We start from the raw sequence: 18,293 nt of genomic DNA, 5'->3' as shown, positions 1-18,293 counted from the left end.
GCCAGAGCCTTTCTCTGACCGCAGACAAGGTACGTGATGAGACGAACATCTCCGATGGCCTCGAGTGACGGGGTGCAGAGCGGCGAGCGCAGTTCAGGCTGGCGCACAATCCGCAAGGTCGCGCCCTACCTCTGGCCGCAGGACGAGGTTTGGGTAAAGCGCCGCGTGGTTATCGCAATGGCGATGCTGGTAATGGCCAAACTGATCGCCGTCTATACCCCGATCCTTTACAAAGGCGCCGTTGACTCGTTGGCAGGTGAAGGCGTGCCGCCGCTGGCGCTGGGCGCAGTGGGCGTGACGGTTGCCTACGGCGTGGCGCGCATGATGACAGTTGGGTTCCAGCAATTGAGGGACGCCGCCTTTGCCCCTGTTGGACAGCGGGCCTTGCGGGCGCTGGCGCTGGAGACGTTCAGACATATCCATAACCTTTCCATGCGCTATCACGTCTCGCGCCGCACCGGCGGGTTGAGCCGTATCATCGAGAGGGGCGTCAAAGGCGTTGAATTCCTGCTGCGCTTCCTGCTGTTCTCGATCGGGCCGCTGATCCTTGAGCTGTTGTTGGTAGCGATCATCCTGATGTGGTTGTTCGACGTCTGGTATCTGGTCGTCGTCGCCGTCACCATCGGCCTTTATATCTGGTTCACCTTTGCCGTGACCGAATGGCGGGTAAAGCTGCGGCGTGAGATGAACGATCAGGACACCGAAGCCAATCAGCGCGCCATTGACAGTTTGCTGAACTTCGAAACCGTCAAGTATTTCAACGCGGAATCCCGCGAAACTGCACGTTACGACGTGTCGATGAAAGCCTATGCCGGGGCGGCGCTGAAAACCGCCTATTCGCTGGCGTTTCTGAATTTTGGCCAATCCTTCCTGATCACCTGCGGCCTGATCGGAGTCATGGTTCTGGCCGCAATTGGCGTTCAGAATGGGAACCTGACCGTGGGCGATTTTGTCATGGTCAACGCCTACATGATCCAGATCACCGTACCGCTGAACTTTCTGGGGACGGTCTATCGTGAGATCCGGCAATCGCTGGTTGATATGGGGCAGATGTTTGATCTGCTCGAACAACCTGCCGAAGTCACCGATCAGCCCGATGCACCCGACCTTGCGGTCAAAGGTGGTGAGGTCACACTTGAAGATGTGCATTTTGGGTATGACCCCGAAAGGGAAATCCTCAAGGGTGTTTCCTTGATGGTTCCGGCCGGACAGACGGTCGCAATCGTCGGGGCGACTGGGTCTGGCAAGTCGACCATCGGGCGGCTGTTGTTTCGGTTTTACGACGTGACCAAAGGCGCGCTGAAGATCGACGGGCAGGATGTGCGGAATGTGACCCAGACCAGCCTGCACGCGGCCATTGGCGTTGTGCCGCAGGACACGGTGCTGTTTAACGACACCATTCGCTACAACATTGCGTATGGGCGCGACGATGCCACCCCGGAGGACGTCGAGGCCGCAGCCCGCGCCGCCCAGATTCATGACTTCATCTCATCGCTGCCCGACGGATACGACACCATGGTGGGTGAACGCGGCCTGAAACTGTCCGGCGGCGAAAAGCAACGGGTTGGCATAGCGCGGACATTGCTGAAGAACCCTCCGATCCTGTTGCTGGACGAGGCGACCTCGGCCCTGGATACCGATACGGAACAGGACATCAAGGATGCGCTGGCGCACGCAGGAGAAGGGCGGACCGTGATCACGATTGCCCATCGCCTCAGCACGATTGCCGAGGCGGATCGGATTGTTGTTCTTGAGGCCGGTGAGATCATCGAACAGGGCACACATGACGAGCTGTTGGCGCTGTCCGGGCGATATGCTCAACTGTGGAACCGCCAGCAGTCGGACAGTGAGGCCGCCTGAGGGGCTCATCTTGCCCCGCGGGATGTGCTAGGATGCGCCGTGAATGAAGGTGGACGCCATGATCAATGGTTTAGCAAGACGATTGGTACCTATAGCGGTCGTGGTTCTTCTTCCGGCTATGGTAGCAGCTGACCCGATCGAGGGCGTTTGGAAGACCGAGCCTGATCGCAAGAACCTGATCTCGCACATCAAGATATCCGCCTGCGCGGACAAGTTCTGCGGCACGATACTTTCGGCTTTTGATTCATCGGGCAAAGAAGTTCAAACGCCGAATATTGGGAAAAAGCTGTTCTGGGATGTGTCCAGCGAAGGCGGTGGAAAATACGGCGGGGGTGAGTTCTGGGTTCCCCTGATCGACGTTGACGCTGTTCCACAGATGACGTTGCAGGGAAACAAGCTCATGGTCAAAGGTTGTGAACACGCGATTTGCGCGCACCAGACATGGTCCAGATTGTGACGACAGAAAACGAAAAGGACCGGAAATCCCGGTCCTTTCATCCTTATTCTGCAGCTTTTAGCGGCGATCCCGGAACCTGATCTATAGGCTCGTCTCGCGGCCGGGTCTCGGATTGTGACGGCTCATCCCACACAATCTCGGTCGCCTGTAGTTTGCGGGCCGAGCGACCAATAGCCATGTCCTGCGCGATCTGACTGGACCGCCCCGCAGTCACACGGGCAAGCCCGCGACTGAGCCAGACTGCGTAAGTTGTCACCCAGACACGCAGTGCCAGAAGCGACGGCGTCACGATCAGCGTGAGAACAGTGGCGATTCCAAGACCAAAGACAACCGCTGTGGCCAGCTGTTTCCACCACAGGGCAGTGGGACTGTCGATGGAATAGCCGCCATTGATAAAGTCCAGCGAAAGCCCAAACATCATCGGGGTCAGACCTGCCATAGTCGTCAACGTAGTCAGCAGGACCGGGCGGATGCGGGATTCCGCAGTGCGGACGATTGCATCGATCCTTGGCATATAGGCGCTGTATTCCTGATAGGTATCGATCAGAACAATGTTGTTGTTCACCACAATTCCTGCCAGCGCAACGATGCCGGTGCCGGTCATGATGATCGAAAAGGGTTGCTCCATCACGATCATGCCGATCAGCACCCCGGTGGTCGAAAGAACAACCGCCAACAGCACCAGCACCGAATTGTAGAACGAGTTGAACTGGGCCAGCAGGATCACGAACATCAGCCCCAATGCGCCCATGAAGGCATTCACCAGAAATGCGCCGGATTCAGCCTGCTCTTCCTGATCCCCGGTCCATTCCCAACTGATTGAGGTGGGGAACGGGTCCGTGTTCAGCCACTGCGTTAGCTTCTCGATCCGCTCGTTCGCGTTCATCGGGACGAGTTGCACTGTGGCCTTCTCGGCATCTATCTGGCTTTGAACAGTTGAGATATCAATCGATTGGGTGACTTCTGGAACATTGTACCGAAGTACCTGTGGACTCCAAAAAAGCGAGAACGGGAAAGATCTGGGTTGTATCATGGTGACGTTGTACGCTTCACCATTTCCAGCTCCTTCATCAGTGACCTCGTAACCGAAACCAACGTCGAGCGCTCCGTTCTCTACTGGTTCGCCATCTTCATCAAGTGGGATCATCTGAAGGATCTGAATTCCGTCAATTACATCGGCCTTCACATCGTAATAACGTTGCTGGTCGACACGGTTGATCTGGGCCAGTTTGGCCACGGGTTCCCGGGTCACGAAGTTCGACAGCGGAACCAACCCGTCCGGCGTGCGGACCTTGAGCGTGTCCAATGTCGACAGCACGCGATCCTCTTCCGGCAATCGGACACGGATCTCGATCTCTTCATCTGTGCTGTCGGGGCGCATCTCACCCAGCAGGATGCCGCGTGTCACCAGCTGCACCATGGCACCGACGGTGGCCACATCAGCCCCAAACCGGCCGGCCTTCGCCACATCGACGTCGATCTGCCAATCGATGCCCGGCAAGGGCAGGGTGTCTTCGGTTTTGATCAGCCCCGGCGTTTCGTCAAAGATCTGGCGCGCGGTGACAGTGGCCGATGTCAGCTCGTCCCAACCGTCCCCCTTGATGCGCAGGTGAACGGGCTTGGCCGAGGCCGGGCCCTGTTCCAATGCCAGGATTTCAACAACGATTCCGGGTATTGTCGCCAGTTTGGCGTTGAGATCGTCGATTACGTAATCGCCATCAAATTCTGGAGCCACAAAGTGGCGCTCAAACAATCCCCACAAAGCGGATTCCGAAACGTTCGGGCGATCTTCCCATGGTATAATTTCGAACTGGACGCGCCCCACCGTGTCCGCTGGTGCCTGCGCACCGCCGGTGTTCTGGTTCAGACCGCCTTCGCCTGCAAAGGAAAAGACGTTGATTACTGCCGGATGAGATCCAATGATCTGTTCGGCCTGCAGCACCATCTCGTCTTTTTCAGCCAGTGACAGGTTGCCACGGGCACGGACGTAAGCAGTTGCCTGTTCCGGTTCGCTTTCAACGAAGAATTCGACACCTCGGGATTCCTGCGGGAACCAGACGAAGGTCACGAAATACACGGCAGAGAAAACTGCCGCTAGCGACACGATCGGCATGATCGGGTTGCCGACAAGGAACCCTATCACATGTCCGAAAGGTGTGTGTTCGTCAGCGGTGTGGACGTGGTCTTCTTCCGCTCGTTCGAACTTGGCCGCGCTCAGCGTTACAGACCCGGCAAAGGCCCCGAACAGGAACAGCAGGGCACCGGCGACCACTCCTCCGGGCAGCAGATAGTCAGGGTTCAAAACCTGCATTGCGCCAAGGAAAATCATGTAGAGCGACGGGGGTACCATCACTGCCCGAACCCACCACCGGGTACGCGCCCGGAGCCAGTTCGAAGACCGGTCGAAAACGCGGCTCAGACGCCCCGAAACACCACCCATGACTGGCAGGTAGATCAGCGCCACGATCAGCGAAGCCGACAGAACAAAGATCAGCGTGACCGGCAACATTCCCATGAATTCGCCCGGAATACCGGGCCAGAAGAGCATCGGCAGGAAGGCACATAGCGTCGTCGCGGTCGAGGATACAATGGGCCAGAACATGCGTTGGGCCGCCTCGACATAAGCATGCATCGGGCCGACGCCTTCCTTGATGCGTTTGTCTGCGTATTCCACCACCACGATGGCACCGTCAACCAGCATCCCCACGGCCAGGATGAGGCCGAACATCACGATGTTCGAGATACTGACACCCATGACTGCCAGAAACGCGAAACACAGCAGGAACGAGGTCGGGATTGCAAAACCCACCAAAAGCGCGGCCCGCGTACCCAAAGATGCCAGAACCACGATCATTACCAAGGCGATAGCAGTCAGAACGGACCCTTCAAGCTGACTGACCATCGAACCGACAATACGGCTCTGGTCGTTCGACGTCCCAAGCTCGACCGCCGCCTGAAGCTCGGGGGGCCATTTGGTCTTGGCCAGAGCAATGGTTTCTTTCACCTGCGTAACGGTGTCGATCAGGTTAAATCCCTTGCGTTTGACAACCTGCAGCGCGACGGTCGCCTCGCCGTTGAAACGGGCGGTACCTTCGCGATCTTCAAAAGTGTAGTTGATCTGCGCAAGCTCTCCCAGCGTAACAACCCGGTCGCCATTGACCTTGACCGGCAAGGCATAGACATCCTGCGCTGTTTTGAATGACGACGGGATCTTGACCGAGAATGTACCCTGTGCGGTTTCGACTTCGCCCGCTGCGATCAACTGGTTGTTGTTTCGTACGACGTTGATCAGCTCGGCCGCGGTCACGTTGTACGCCTCAAGCCGCAGTGGGTCGATGATGACCTCAAGCAACTCGTCACGATTGCCCGCGATACCCGCTTCTAGAACGGAATCCAGCGCCTCAAGCTCGTCCTGCAAGTCCTTGGCGACACGGGCCATTGTGCGTTCCGGAACAGCTCCGGTCAGGTTGACGATGACGATCGGGAACTCGGAAAAGTTGATTTCCGTCAGCGAGTATTGTTCCGCACCTTCAGGGAAATCAGCCTGGGCCGTGTTCATGGCATCGCGCACGTCCGCCATGATCGAGGTCTTGTCCCAACCGAATTCAAACTCCAGCGCGACCCCGGCATAGCCTTCGGCCGCAGTCGACGTCATTTCCTTGAGCCCGTCGAGATCCGCCAGTTCGGTCTCCATTGGCTTGACCAAAAGGTTTTCCGAGTCTTCCGCTGAAATCCCAGGAAACTGCACCGAAACGAAAAGGGCAGGGATTTCGATATCCGGTTCACCCTCTTTCGGAAGCGAGACATAGGCAAAGCCGCCTACGACCAGTGAAATAGCGATGAACGCCATTACCATTCGGGCCCTGCCTGCGGCCCATGCGACGATACCCGTCATTGCGAGGCTTCCCGATAAGTAGGTGCAACGGTAACACCGCGGATCACGAACTCCTGCCCGACCACGATGATATCAACCGTTTCCGGAAGGCCGTCGATCCAGACACCTTCGGCGGTGTCGCGCAGGATGCGGACTGGCATGAAGTCAACAACGTTGCCTGCGCCAACTGTGCGCACACCCAATTTTCCTTCGTTGCTGAGTGTCAGCGCCGATTGCGGCAGCAGGTGAGCTTTCGTTCCTTCAGCCGCGATGAGGATGGTGGCGGTCTGACCGTCGCGAATGGTCAAGTCTGGGTTCGGAACGGTGATTTCCACCTCGAATGTACGTGTTGTCTCGTCCGCTGAACGGCTGAGGAACGTGACCCGACCGCCCAGTTGCCGACCGGTTACAAGTGTCGCCGATGCTTCGGACCCGACAAGCACCCGATTGACTTCGGTCTCGGGCACGAAGCCGACCAGCTTAATCGGGTCCAGTTGAATGACAGTCGCGCAAAGTGATCCAGGCTGCATCAGGCTGCCCAGTTCTGCAGTGTCGCTTTCCAGCAAGCCCTTGAAGGGGGCTTTGATGGTCAGGCGGCCAACCTCTCGCTGTGCGGCCTCGACTGCTGCTGCGGCTGCTTCGATGCCTGCACGCGTGGCTTCCAGCCCTGCTTCAGCTGTTTTCACACCGGCTTTCGCAGAGCTCATCACCGCTTCGCTGGAGATGCGGCGGGTTTCCGACGCATATCCGGTTTCAGCCAGTTTGCGCGAGGCAGTCAGATTGATCTCGGCCTCGGCCACAAGCGCATGTGCCTCTGTCAGGCGTGCTTCGGCTTCGGGGATGCGGCTCTGGGCTTCCAGTTTGCCCGCCATGGCTTCGGCCAGTTGTGCCGGGCGCGTGCCGGGATCAAGTTCGCATAATATGTCACCGGCCTCTACAAACGCACCTTTGCGTTTGGGCTCAGAGATAACGGTGGACGTGGTTTCTGAAAGCACTTCGACCTGCCGGTTCGCCTTGGTCTGACCACGCAGCAGCACGGCGCTGTCAATTTCGCGCGCTTGCGAGCGCACGGCGACAACGCCCACGGCAGAGATATCGGAGTTTTCGGTTTCTGCTGCTTCGTCTTGTGTTGCTTCCACGGCATCACCGCGTCCGGCAAAGGCGAACAAGGTGTCACGTTCAAACACCAGAAAATACAGTGCAACAATCACGAGAAGGGCGTTGATGAATGAAATCAAACGCATACAGTGTTTCTCCTAAGAATCTGCGCCATTAATACTTGGGCTGTCACGCCATGAAATGGGGTCTGTTCGGCATCTTTTCCATACTGAACTGAATAGTTCGGTTTGCATTTTTTCGCAAGAGGGAAGCAAAGCGGTCAAAATGTGCAAAATCGAACCCTTGGCTTGGCGTTGGTGCCGGGGTATGACATGGCGCACTTACACAAGATAGACAGCCCGGGGGCTTGGATGAGCGATATTGACAGTTTCATTGATGAGGTCACCGAAGAGGTGCGCCGCGACCGGATCTATCTGTTGCTGCGTCGCTGGGGCTGGGTGGGTGTCGTCGCCGTCGTGTTGATCGTAGGCGGTGCCGCTTTCAATGAATACCGCAAGGCGCGGGACACGGCGCAAGCTCAGCAATTGGGTGACACCATTCTTGCTGCGTTGTCCGAAAATGACCCGGCTGCAAGGGCTGCTGGTCTTGCGCAGGCAGAGGCGATGTCACCGGGCGGGAAAGCCGTGCTGGATATGTTGCTGTCCGCGTCACAGGTCGAATCCGGATCCCGAGAGGACGCGGTCAACAGCCTGAACGCGGTTGCCGTTCAGGGCGACCTGCCCGAGATTTACCGCGCGATTGCAAGCTTCAAATCGCTGCTGTTGCAAGGCGATACTTTGCCTGCCGCCGATCGACGGCAACAGTTCGAGGCGTTGGCATCCCCCGGAGCTCCTCTGCGGTTGCTGGCGGAAGAACAGTTGGCCCTGATTGACGTGGCCGACGGCAATGTCGATGCTGCGCTGGACCGGTTGCAGGCGCTGCGGCAGGATGCCGAGGTGGGTATCGACCTGCAACAGCGCGCCGCGCAAATGATCATTGCTTTGGGTGGGGAACCTGAACCTTTGGTGGCGCAGCAAGGCTGACCAGGCGGGACAAAAGACTTAACGACAGGCGAGTTCGGAGTATCATGGTAAAAAGATTTTTTTCCCGCACGGGAATGCCTTTTGCGGCGCTGGCCCTGACCGCATTGGCGGCCTGTGAGCCGCCCGAAGCCATTCTGCCCGGTGAACGCGAGGATATTCGCCCTGTTTCAGATCTGGAAACGGTCGAAAAGCGCGGCTCGCAACCGATCAGCTTGCCGGGGCAACAGGTCAACGCCAACTGGTCACAAAGTCCGGGAACGCCCGCGTACCGGACCACGCATGCCGCTTTGCGCGCGACGCCACAGCGGATCTGGTCAGTTTCGATCGGGCAGGGTGACTCGCGCAAGCAGCGCATTACCGCCGAGCCGGTGGTTGCGGGCGGTTTGATTTTCACACTGGACTCAGGAGCGACCGTTTCAGCGGTCACACCGCAGGGACAGTTGGCATGGGAGACCGATCTGATCCCGCCAAGTGATGGCGACTCGGATGCAACAGGTGGTGGCTTAGCTTACGCTGACGGCGTCCTTTATGTGTCGTCGGGGTTCGGTCGGTTGACCGCGCTGGACGCCAAATCGGGTTCTGTGCGCTGGCAAAAACGCTTGGAAGCGACTGGCAGCGGCGCTCCGCTGGTGAACGACGGGCTGTTATACGTTGTGGCCGGAGACAAAACCGGCTGGGCTGTAAACACCAAGGACGGACGCATAGCCTGGCAATTCGAAGGGACACCAAGCGTCGGGAACGTTCTGGGTGCGCCTGCGCCTGCAATTGCGTCTGATCTGGCCGTATTTGCCTTTGGCTCGGGCGACGTAGCCGCCACGTTCCGCCGCGGCGGTATCCGTCGATGGAACGCGTCTGTGGCAGGGGGGCGTCGCGGGCGCGCTGCGGCACAAATCGTCGATGTGACCGGCGGTCCGATGGTTGTTGGCAACAGTATCTACATCGGCAATCACTCGGGCCGGACCGTCGCATTTGATGCCGCTTCCGGTGAGCGCCAGTGGACGGCGGATGAAGGTGCGGTCGATACAGTCTGGCCTGCGGGCAACAGCATTTTCCTGATCAGTGATCGCAGCCAGCTGGTGCGCCTGAACGCGGCGGACGGGTCTGTCATCTGGGCGCAGGACCTGCCGGGCTTTGTCAAGGACAAGCGTGGCCGCCGGGGACCGATCTTCGCGCACTACGGCCCAATTCTGGCCGGGGGTCGTATCGTGGTTGCGTCCAACGACGGGTATCTGCGGTTCTTCAATCCAGTTGACGGAACACTGGTACATCAGGCTGAAGTTCCCGGAGGCGCGACAGCATCCCCCGTTGTGGCCGGGCAGACGCTGTATGTTGTTTCGACCAAAGGTGATCTACACGCTTTCCGTTGACGGCAAGATGCGTTAAAGGGCGCAACTTGAGTCTTGAAAGTAGAGTATCATGTCGCTGACCCTCGCCATCGTGGGGCGCCCGAATGTGGGCAAATCCACATTGTTCAACCGCCTCGTGGGCAAACGTCTGGCCCTGGTCGACGACCAGCCTGGTGTGACGCGTGACTTGCGCGAGGGCGAAGGGCGTCTGGGCGATCTGCGCTTTACCGTAATCGACACGGCCGGGCTTGAAGACGCGACAGATGACAGTTTGCAGGGCCGGATGCGCCGCCTGACCGAGCGCGCCGTGGACATGGCCGATGTCTGCCTGTTCATGATCGACGCGCGGGTCGGGCTGACGCCCACGGATGAGATGTTTGCAGAAATCCTGCGCAAGCGGTCCAAGCACGTGATCCTTGCGGCCAACAAGGCTGAAGGCAGCGCAGCGGATGCCGGGGTGCTCGAGGCATACAATCTGGGTTTGGGTGAACCGGTGCGCATGTCGGGTGAACATGGCGAGGGGATGACCGACCTTTATGCTCAGCTGATGCCATTGGCGGATGCAGCCGAGGAAAAACAGGTCGAAGAAGCCCCGGAAACAGATATTGAGCTGGATGAAGACGGTGAGGGCGAAATGCCTCTGATCACCGCTGCCAAGCCGTTGCAGGTGGCCGTGGTCGGCCGTCCGAATGCGGGCAAGTCCACGCTGATCAACAAGATCATCGGCGAAGACCGCCTGTTGACGGGGCCCGAGGCCGGGATTACCCGTGACGCTATCAGCCTGCGGATCGATTGGGCCGACCCGGATGGAGAAAGCATTCCGATGCGGATCTTTGACACGGCGGGAATGCGCAAGAAAGCAAAGGTACAGGAAAAGCTTGAAAAGCTTTCGGTGTCAGACGGTCTGCGCGCGGTGAAGTTCGCCGAGGTTGTCGTCGTACTGCTGGACGCGGCCATTCCGTTTGAACAACAGGACCTGAGAATTGCCGACTTGGCCGAACGTGAAGGCCGGGCTGTTGTTGTTGCTGTAAACAAGTGGGACGTCGAGGAAAACAAGCAGGAAAAGCTGCGGGAGCTGAAAGAAGCCTTTGATCGCTTGCTGCCGCAGCTGCGCGGTGCCCCTCTGGTTACCGTCTCGGCGAAAACGGGCCGCGGGCTTGAGAGATTGCGCGCCGCCATCCTGCGCGCCCATGATGTCTGGAACCGCCGTGTGCCAACCGCGGCGTTGAACCGGTGGCTGACTGCCATGCTGGAACAACACCCGCCGCCGGCCCCGCAGGGCCGCCGCATCAAGCTGCGCTATATGACCCAGGCGAAAACGCGGCCGCCGGGTTTTGTTGTGATGTGTTCTCATCCCGATAAGATGCCCGAAAGCTATACCCGCTATCTGGTCAACGGGTTGCGTCAGGACTTTGACATGCCTGGCACCCCAATCCGTCTGACGCTGCGCGGGCAGGGCGACAAGAACCCGTATAAGGGGCGGCGCAAGAAAAATGCGGGCGCATTGGCCAAGCATCTCAAGGGCCGCGTGTAACTGCGCCAATTTTCAGCATCTTACCTCACGGGGGCGTGACAGTTTCTGTTCCCCGCGCTAGCATTCATGCGTGTGCATTTGTTTGGGCACGCACTGCTTGCACGCGGACTAGCCGCACCTAGATTTGAACAGAAAACTGAACGGCCATCGTAAGGAGACGGCTGGATGGATTTGAGGGAATATACAAGACATTACGCGGTGCAGGACAACAGATTGGCCGCGGCAAGTTATTTTGGCACATTTGCGGTGTATTTCGCGTCGCTGACCGTTGCGATCACCTTTGTTGATCGATGGTACATCATGATACCCGCCGGGATCGTGTTCGCCTTTGCCGCAGTACGGCTTTATGTGCTGCAACATGATTGCGGGCATCACTCTCTGTTTGAAACACGGATTCAAAACGAATGGGCAGGGCATGGCCTGTCTCCCTTCACTTTCGCCCCGTTCGAGGTGATGAAGCAGAACCACAATCTGCACCATGCGGGCATCGGAAATCTTGAGCACCGCGAGACAGGTGAAATTCACACGATGACCCTGCGAGAGTGGAATGCAGCTGATTGGAAAACACGTTTGTTTTACCGGCTGTATCGCAATCCGTTCATCCTGGTTCCGGCCGGCGCGTTGTTCACCTATTTCATCCGATACCGCTGGCCCAAGAATACGGCGCGTTTTGGCGCCAAAGGCGTGGTGTTGCACAACCTGTCGATCGTTGTTTTTCTTGGATTGTTGTATCTGATCGCGGGTATGACGGGCATTTGGGTCTGGCTGGTGTTTTCCTTTTTGGGTGGAATGCTGGGCGTCTTCCTTGTTTATCTTCAGCACAACTTCGAAGATACCTATTGGGATCGCCGCCCCGATTTGAACCCTCAGACAGCAGCGCTTGAGGGGTCATCCGCGCTGGATTTCGGATGGTGGTTCGATATGGCTGTGGCTTGCATCACGTTGCATGACATCCACCATTTCAACGCGCGTATCCCATCATATCGCCTGCGTGCCTGCCACTATAACCTGCCGCCGGAATATACCCCCCGCCGGATCAAATTTCCCGAGGCCGTGGCAGCATTGAACCTGAAGCTATGGGACGAAAATGCCAAGCGCCTCGTACCCTTTCCGAGAGACAACCGAACCGCTGGTCTTGCCCATAACTAAGCTGGCAGAACAGAGGCGACCACCACACAGCTTGCGGGCTCGTGTATCTTTTGTATATACGAGTCGGTAACGAGACAGAGAGAGGACCTATAATGACCGCAGTGACCGACATAAAAGGTGTAGGAGAGGCACTTGGCCAGGCCCTTGTTGCCAATGGCTTCAAGACGGCCGAGGCGATAGCCAAGGCCACTCCTGCTGATTTGGTCAAGGTCCCTCGGATCGGTGAGGCGCGCGCGCTGGTTTTGATTGCATCTGCCAAAGATGCCGTTGCTGCAAAACCGCCTGCTGCGAAACCGGCAACACGCCGAACTGCGGCCCGGACGCCCGCGACGCGCAGACCGACCGCACGCAAAGCCGCACCCCGCAAAACAATCGCCGCAGCCGCAGCCGAGAAACGGGTCGAGGAAGCCGCACGCAAGGCGGCAGAAGAAAAAGCAGCCGCCGAAAAAGCCGAGGCTGCTGAAAAGAAAAAGGCCAAAGCCAAGGCTAAGGCCGAAAAAGCCGCGAAGAAGCGCAAAGAGATGGAAGCCGCCTTTTCCAAGGCCAAAGACAAGGTGAAAGCCAAGTCCAAAAAGGACAAAAAGTCAAAAAAGGACGGAAAAAAGAAAGACGGCAAGATAGGCGGAAAGAAGAAGGACAAGAAAAAAGCGAAGAAGTAAAACCTCTTCGCCTTCAGTTGATGTCCTAACCGGTGCCTGACGGTGCCGGTTTTGTGTGTCAGGCCAAAGTACCGTCAAGTTGCAGGGTCAGCTTGCCGCCCAGATAGGGGCCAAGTACCTCGGGCAGCGAAACAGTGCCGTCTTCATTCTGCCCATTCTCCAGAACTGCGATCAGACAACGCCCGACAGCCAGACCGGAACCGTTCAGAGTATGAACAAATTCGGGTTTGCCACCACTTTCAGGCCGGAAACGGGCATTCATCCGACGCGCCTGAAACGCACCTGTGGTCGAGACCGAGCTGATCTCGCGATAGGTGTCCTGTCCGGGCAGCCACGCTTCGATGTCATAGGTGCGGCGCGCGCCAAAGCCCATATCACCGGTGCACAAAACAACAGTGCGATAGGGGATACCCAGCTGTTCCAGCAGATCCTCGGCGCAGCGCAACATGCGCTTTTGTTCGTCATCTGACGCGTCGGGATGGGTGATCGAGACCATCTCGACCTTTTCGAACTGGTGCTGGCGCAGCATTCCTGCAGTGTCCTTGCCCGCGCTTCCTGCCTCGGACCTGAAACAGACGGTATGGGCGGTCATACGGATGGGCAGGGCAGACTCTTCAAGAATGTCACCGGCCACTGAATAGGTCAGCGTGACCTCGGAGGTCGGGATCAGCCACCAGCCATTGGTCGTCTGATAGCTGTCGTCACCGAATTTAGGCAGTTTATCAGTGCCATACATCGCCTCATCCCGAACCAGAACCGGTGTCTGCATTTCTGTCAGCCCGTTCTTGTCGATATGTGTGTCCAACATGAACTGGGCCAGCGCACGGTGGAGCCGGGCAACCCCCTTGGACAGGTTCACAAACCGGCTGCCGCTGGTTTTAGCGGCGGTTTCGAAATCCATTGCGGCTGCGACGGCGGGAATGTCGTAGTGCTCTTTCGGTGCAAAGCTGAAATCGCGCGGGGTGCCCCAGCGGTTGGCTTCGACATTGTCGTTTTCGTCCGCGCCTTGCGGTACGTCATCGGCGGGCAGGTTGGCGATGCGGGCCAGTTGATCGGTTAGCAAGGCATCCAGATCCTTGGCCTCGGTCTGCATCCGGGCGACTTCGGCCTTTTTCTCGGCGACCAGCGCGCGCAGGCGTTCGAATTCAGCCTCGTCGCCGCGCCCTTTGGCTGCACCGACTTCCTTGCTGGCCTTGTTTTGTTCGGCCTGTGCGGTTTCGGCAGCCAGAATCTTGGCACGCCGGCTTTCGTCCAGCCTCAGCAGATCTGACGACACCGGCGCGTCCCCACGGCGCGCTAAGGCGGCGTCGAAAGCGGCAGGGTTTTCGCGAATGGCGCGGATGTCGTGCATGTCTCAGATCCTTGAATGCGTGAATCACTGAACCCGCTTATGCACCATCTGCGGGGCAGGGTGTAGCACCGGTTACGTCTTATCAGCGTCTTCGTGGGTTTCATGCGCCAGATGGCCCTCCCATGCCCCGGCCGGTATTTTAGGCTCAGGCGGGTCAGCCACATAAGAAGGCGTCATGATCTGCACATTGTTTTCGTTAAATACCGCAACAATGTTTTGATGCAGGTCCGAACGGATTTTGGGAATGATGCTGCCGCGGGTGGTATAGCCGTTGATCTGATAGTTGATCGCGTAGTCGGCCAACGCCGTCCACAGCACAAAAGGTTCAGGATTGGCCTTGATACCTTTGGTGCGGTTGGCGGCCTCAATCAGCATCGCCTCAACCTTTTCAGGGGGTTCTTCGTAGCCGATGCCAACGGTCGTGTGCAGCAACAGCCCGTTACCATCAGTTTTCTTCGAAAAGTTCACGACATCTGAATTCATCAACTGTGCATTGGGGATTGAAATCAGTTCGTTCTTGATCGACTTAAGATGGGTCTCCATCAGTTTGATCTGAACGACATCGCCGATATGGTCTCCGATTTGGATACGGTCGCCGATTGAGGTAGACCTGCGGTAAATCACAAACAGCCCGGCCAGCATGTTGGACACGACTGAATTCGCGCCCAAAGACAGCATGGCGCCGACCAGAAGGGTTAACCCCTGGAACGCGGCCGAGTCTGAGCCCGGAATATAGGGAACCGCAAAAACCAGCGCGATCAGAATAACGACGACACGGGCAATGTTGAACGTCGGGTTGACCCAGTGTTTTTCGAAATCACCCATTTCGAACGAACCGGCTTCGACCGCATCAAAGAACACGCGCAGACCTTTGATGATATACAGCGTGACCCATGTGATCAGGCCCAGCATAATCAGATTGGGGATATAGCTGAGGATGCCCCGGAAGATAAGCAGCACCGGCTCGGTCAGATAGGTTAGCAGAAGCTGTGCGAAATATCTGGTTTCCGCAAAAGCCAAAAGAACAAAGGACAGGTAATAGTAGAAACCGAGAAAGAAGATGATCAGCAGCACGAAGTTCAGACCATAGCGGATAAGGGCCGCGATTGCTTCGGCCTGAACGCTTTTGGCTGTCGCCGTTTCGACATCCTTTAAGTAGCGTTTTACCAGCTTCAATGTGCGACGCCTGATCCGACGGTGCAGCCACAGGATTGTGACAACAAACAGGGCAAATCCCAACGTCCAGGCAGCCGCTTCGATAGCACCGGAAACGCGCGCCTGATCGGTTCGGTTGGCTCGATACGCCTCAATGGATTGTTTGATCGCATTGCCATGCAAAACGCTCAGAACACTTAGTTCCATCTGATCCAGTTCAGAGTCAGCTTTAGTAACGATCGAGATTCTTTGGCCATCGGCCAGAATCCAGATGCCAAATTCGGTCTCTTCATAGGTGATCTCGACCAAAGGTGCTTCCGACGCTTCCGCAACCGCAATGATCTTGTCCTGTACGCCCTCGGCGCGCTCCGGAGCAGGCAGGGCGCTTGATCCGCGCACCTGAAACAGAATGTCCCCGTCTACTATGACCGGGGCCATGAACGTGTCCGATCCCGCAGTCTCGGTCAGGGGGGATTCCGCGGGTGCTTCCTGCGACATGGCCGCATCGGACAGCCACACGGTCACCGACAGGGCAGTCAGTAAATAAAGCAACGAAAGGAAAGGCTTGAGCGGCCGTGTCATGTGTCCCCCTTCGGACAAACTATACCCGGTTTCGGTTATGTTCCTAGGGCATATCTGCAACGCTTTGCCCGTGGTTGCCGGGACATGCCAGTATTCAGGTGGGGTACATGACCGCCTTTGCTTGCAAACCGACATTTCAAAGCATAGGTTCCGCCCAAATTTGCGGAACTGTGCCGCAAGACTAGAACAAAGGAATGTCCCATGGATGGTGGCGCAATCGCCCAGTTTCTCCCGCTGATCCTGATCTTCGCGATCATGTATTTCCTGCTGATCCGTCCGCAGCAAAAGAAGATGAAGGAACATCAGGCCATGGTTGATGCCGTGCGTCGGGGTGATCAGGTGATCACGCAAGGCGGCGTGATCGGCAAGGTATCGAAGGTCAAGGAAGGCGATAACGAGATCGAGGTCGAAATCGCCGAGGGCGTCAAGATTCGCGTGGTCAAATCGACCATCGCCCAGGTTCTTAACAAGACCGAGCCGGCGAAGTAACTTCGCGCGACAATTCCTTGAAAAGGCAGGGTAATGCTGCAATTTGATACCTGGAAGCGGGTTCTGATCTGGCTGGTCTGCGTGACCGGTCTGCTCATGGCCCTGCCAAACGCGTTTTACACGCGGGTCGAGCAATCCAACGACGCCAAGGCTGCGATCGAGCTGGGCAATGACACGCCGCAGATACAGGCTGAAGTCGCGCAATGGCCGAACTGGCTGCCGTCATCCCTGGTCAATCTTGGCCTCGACCTGCGCGGCGGTGCGCATCTGCTGGCTGAAGTTCAGGTGCAGGACGTCTACGAATCCCGGATGGAGGCGATGTGGCCGGAAATCCGCGACGCGCTGCGCGATGAACGTGCCACGGTGGGAACCATCCGCCGTCAGGACTCGGCCGCGGATGAGATTCGCGTGCGCATCAGCCAGCCCGAAGGAATGCCACAGGCGTTGGAGGTTGTTCGCGGTCTGGCCCGGCAGGTGCAGACACTGACAGGTGTAGGTGCCACAGATATCGAAGCCCGTGCGGATGGCGACACGATTGTTGTTCAACTGTCCGAGGCAGAAAAACTGGCCTCGGATGATCGCACGGTGCGTCAGGCGCTGGAAATCATCCGCCGCCGGATCGACGAAGTCGGTACGCGAGAGCCCACAATCCAGCGCCAGGGGACGGATCGAATCCTGATTCAGGTGCCGGGTATCGGCAGTGCGGGCGAACTTAAGGAAATCATCGGAACAACGGCACAGTTGACGTTTAATCCGGTTGTCGGGCGCGGAACCGATCCGGATGCCGTCGCAGGCGTCGGTGAAAAAATCGTGCCGTCGATTGACGAAAACGAAGTTTATTACAACATCGAATCCGCACCGGTCGTGACAGGAGAGGAACTGGTCGACGCCCAGCCGTCCTTCGATCAGAACGGCCGCCCTGCGGTCAACTTCCGGTTCAACACATCCGGTGCGCGCAAGTTCGGGGATTATACCCGTGACAATATCGGCGCACCCTTTGCCATCGTGCTGGATGACGAAGTGATCTCGGCCCCCGTGATCCAAAGCCATATCCCGGGCGGGTCGGGCATCATCACCGGTAACTTCACCGTTGAGGAAAGCACCAATCTGGCCGTCCTGCTGCGTGCCGGTGCTTTGCCTGCGGGGCTGGAGTTCCTGGAAGAACGCACCATCGGCCCCGAACTGGGGCAGGACAGTATCGACGCAGGTAAAGTTGCCACAATCGTGGCCTTTGTCGCGGTGCTGGTATTCATGGCGCTCAGCTATGGCCTGTTCGGTGTCTTCGCCAATATCGCGCTGATCATCAACGTGGGCCTGTTGTTCGGCTTGCTGTCCCTGATCGGCGCAACACTGACACTGCCGGGGATTGCGGGGATCGTTCTGACGGTCGGTATGGCAGTGGATGCCAACGTGCTGATCTTTGAGCGCATCCGCGAAGAACTGAAATCCGCCAGAGGTCCGGCCCGCGCCATCGATCTGGGCTATGAAAAGGCGTTGTCGGCCATTCTGGACGCCAACATAACCACTTTCATCACCGCCGTTATCCTGTTTGCCATGGGCAGCGGCCCTGTGCGCGGGTTCGCGATCACTCTGGGCCTGGGTATCCTGACATCCGTCTTCACCGCGATCTTCGTGACGCGCCTGATGGTTGTCATGTGGTTCGAACGCCGCCGACCGAAAACGATCGAGGTTTGAC

General features: G+C 57.7%; 13 protein-coding genes. 9 read left to right on the top strand and 4 right to left on the bottom strand.

Annotation, left to right across the window (positions count from 1 at the left end):
• Positions 1–36 precede the first annotated feature (36 nt).
• Positions 37–1,860, top strand: coding sequence for an ABCB family ABC transporter ATP-binding protein/permease (locus ACR0J7_RS03845; protein ID WP_480913329.1), 1,824 nt, complete (start codon positions 37–39; stop codon positions 1,858–1,860).
• Between the two features lie 118 nt (positions 1,861–1,978).
• Positions 1,979–2,317, top strand: coding sequence for a DUF2147 domain-containing protein (locus ACR0J7_RS03840; protein ID WP_480913327.1), 339 nt, complete (start codon positions 1,979–1,981; stop codon positions 2,315–2,317).
• Positions 2,318–2,360: 43 nt separating this feature from the next.
• On the opposite strand, the gene ACR0J7_RS03835 is transcribed toward ACR0J7_RS03840, so the two are convergent.
• The gene (locus ACR0J7_RS03835) at positions 2,361–6,212 is read right to left on the bottom strand and encodes an efflux RND transporter permease subunit (protein ID WP_480913325.1); all 3,852 of its coding nucleotides are present in this window, start codon (positions 6,210–6,212) and stop codon (positions 2,361–2,363) included.
• Complete coding sequence (locus ACR0J7_RS03830) at positions 6,209–7,435, bottom strand: efflux RND transporter periplasmic adaptor subunit (protein WP_480564192.1); 1,227 nt, start codon at positions 7,433–7,435, stop codon at positions 6,209–6,211. The genes ACR0J7_RS03835 and ACR0J7_RS03830 overlap by 4 nt, the downstream gene beginning before the upstream one ends.
• A 225-nt stretch (positions 7,436–7,660) precedes the next feature.
• Between ACR0J7_RS03830 and ACR0J7_RS03825 the strand changes: the two genes are divergently transcribed.
• From ACR0J7_RS03825 to ACR0J7_RS03805, 5 genes are all read left to right on the top strand, one after another.
• Entirely contained in the window at positions 7,661–8,332 is a 672-nt protein-coding gene (locus tag ACR0J7_RS03825; protein WP_480480318.1) for a hypothetical protein, read from the top strand.
• A 44-nt stretch (positions 8,333–8,376) separates the two neighbouring features.
• Positions 8,377–9,699, top strand: coding sequence for a PQQ-like beta-propeller repeat protein (locus tag ACR0J7_RS03820; RefSeq protein WP_480913323.1), 1,323 nt, complete (start codon positions 8,377–8,379; stop codon positions 9,697–9,699).
• A 49-nt stretch (positions 9,700–9,748) separates the two neighbouring features.
• On the top strand, positions 9,749–11,212 hold the full coding sequence (der, locus tag ACR0J7_RS03815; protein ID WP_480913321.1) for a ribosome biogenesis GTPase Der: 1,464 nt from the start codon (positions 9,749–9,751) through the stop codon (positions 11,210–11,212).
• Between the two features lie 165 nt (positions 11,213–11,377).
• A complete protein-coding gene (locus ACR0J7_RS03810) occupies positions 11,378–12,361 on the top strand; it encodes a fatty acid desaturase (protein WP_480898119.1) in 984 nt (327 codons plus the stop codon).
• 92 nt (positions 12,362–12,453) lie between these two features.
• Complete coding sequence (locus ACR0J7_RS03805) at positions 12,454–13,020, top strand: helix-hairpin-helix domain-containing protein (protein ID WP_480480326.1); 567 nt, start codon at positions 12,454–12,456, stop codon at positions 13,018–13,020.
• A 58-nt stretch (positions 13,021–13,078) separates the two neighbouring features.
• Here ACR0J7_RS03805 and serS read toward each other — a convergent pair whose 3' ends face one another.
• Positions 13,079–14,371, bottom strand: a complete 1,293-nt coding sequence (serS, locus tag ACR0J7_RS03800) for a serine--tRNA ligase (RefSeq protein WP_480480328.1) — start codon at positions 14,369–14,371, stop codon at positions 13,079–13,081.
• A 72-nt stretch (positions 14,372–14,443) separates the two neighbouring features.
• On the bottom strand, positions 14,444–16,108 hold the full coding sequence (locus ACR0J7_RS03795) for a mechanosensitive ion channel family protein (protein ID WP_480913320.1): 1,665 nt from the start codon (positions 16,106–16,108) through the stop codon (positions 14,444–14,446).
• A gap of 201 nt (positions 16,109–16,309) precedes the next feature.
• On the opposite strand from ACR0J7_RS03795, the gene yajC reads away from it, so the two are divergent.
• Together yajC and secD are read left to right on the top strand one after the other, a co-directional pair.
• A complete protein-coding gene (gene yajC, locus ACR0J7_RS03790; RefSeq protein WP_209503494.1) occupies positions 16,310–16,597 on the top strand; it encodes a preprotein translocase subunit YajC in 288 nt (95 codons plus the stop codon).
• A gap of 33 nt (positions 16,598–16,630) precedes the next feature.
• Positions 16,631–18,292 carry a protein translocase subunit SecD gene (gene secD, locus ACR0J7_RS03785; protein WP_480913318.1) on the top strand — a complete coding sequence of 554 codons (1,662 nt, stop codon included), beginning with the start codon at positions 16,631–16,633 and terminating at the stop codon, positions 18,290–18,292.
• Position 18,293 lies beyond the last annotated feature (1 nt).

It is taken from the genome of Ruegeria sp. O4, assembly GCF_056535125.1.
This window is presented reverse-complemented; position numbering and strand designations above follow the sequence as displayed.

Excerpts from the sequence above, each read along its gene's own strand:
- ACR0J7_RS03835 (WP_480913325.1), bottom strand. The coding sequence starts at position 6,212 with ATGACGGGTATCGTCGCATGGGCCGCAGGCAGGGCCCGAATGGTAATG.
- ACR0J7_RS03845 (WP_480913329.1), top strand. The coding sequence starts at position 37 with ATGAGACGAACATCTCCGATGGCCTCGAGTGACGGGGTGCAGAGCGGC.
- secD (WP_480913318.1), top strand. The coding sequence starts at position 16,631 with ATGCTGCAATTTGATACCTGGAAGCGGGTTCTGATCTGGCTGGTCTGC.
- ACR0J7_RS03795 (WP_480913320.1), bottom strand. The coding sequence starts at position 16,108 with ATGACACGGCCGCTCAAGCCTTTCCTTTCGTTGCTTTATTTACTGACT.
- yajC (WP_209503494.1), top strand. The coding sequence starts at position 16,310 with ATGGATGGTGGCGCAATCGCCCAGTTTCTCCCGCTGATCCTGATCTTC.
- ACR0J7_RS03825 (WP_480480318.1), top strand. The coding sequence starts at position 7,661 with ATGAGCGATATTGACAGTTTCATTGATGAGGTCACCGAAGAGGTGCGC.
- serS (WP_480480328.1), bottom strand. The coding sequence starts at position 14,371 with ATGCACGACATCCGCGCCATTCGCGAAAACCCTGCCGCTTTCGACGCC.
- ACR0J7_RS03840 (WP_480913327.1), top strand. The coding sequence starts at position 1,979 with ATGGTAGCAGCTGACCCGATCGAGGGCGTTTGGAAGACCGAGCCTGAT.
- ACR0J7_RS03805 (WP_480480326.1), top strand. The coding sequence starts at position 12,454 with ATGACCGCAGTGACCGACATAAAAGGTGTAGGAGAGGCACTTGGCCAG.
- ACR0J7_RS03820 (WP_480913323.1), top strand. The coding sequence starts at position 8,377 with ATGGTAAAAAGATTTTTTTCCCGCACGGGAATGCCTTTTGCGGCGCTG.
- ACR0J7_RS03830 (WP_480564192.1), bottom strand. The coding sequence starts at position 7,435 with ATGCGTTTGATTTCATTCATCAACGCCCTTCTCGTGATTGTTGCACTG.
- der (WP_480913321.1), top strand. The coding sequence starts at position 9,749 with ATGTCGCTGACCCTCGCCATCGTGGGGCGCCCGAATGTGGGCAAATCC.
- ACR0J7_RS03810 (WP_480898119.1), top strand. The coding sequence starts at position 11,378 with ATGGATTTGAGGGAATATACAAGACATTACGCGGTGCAGGACAACAGA.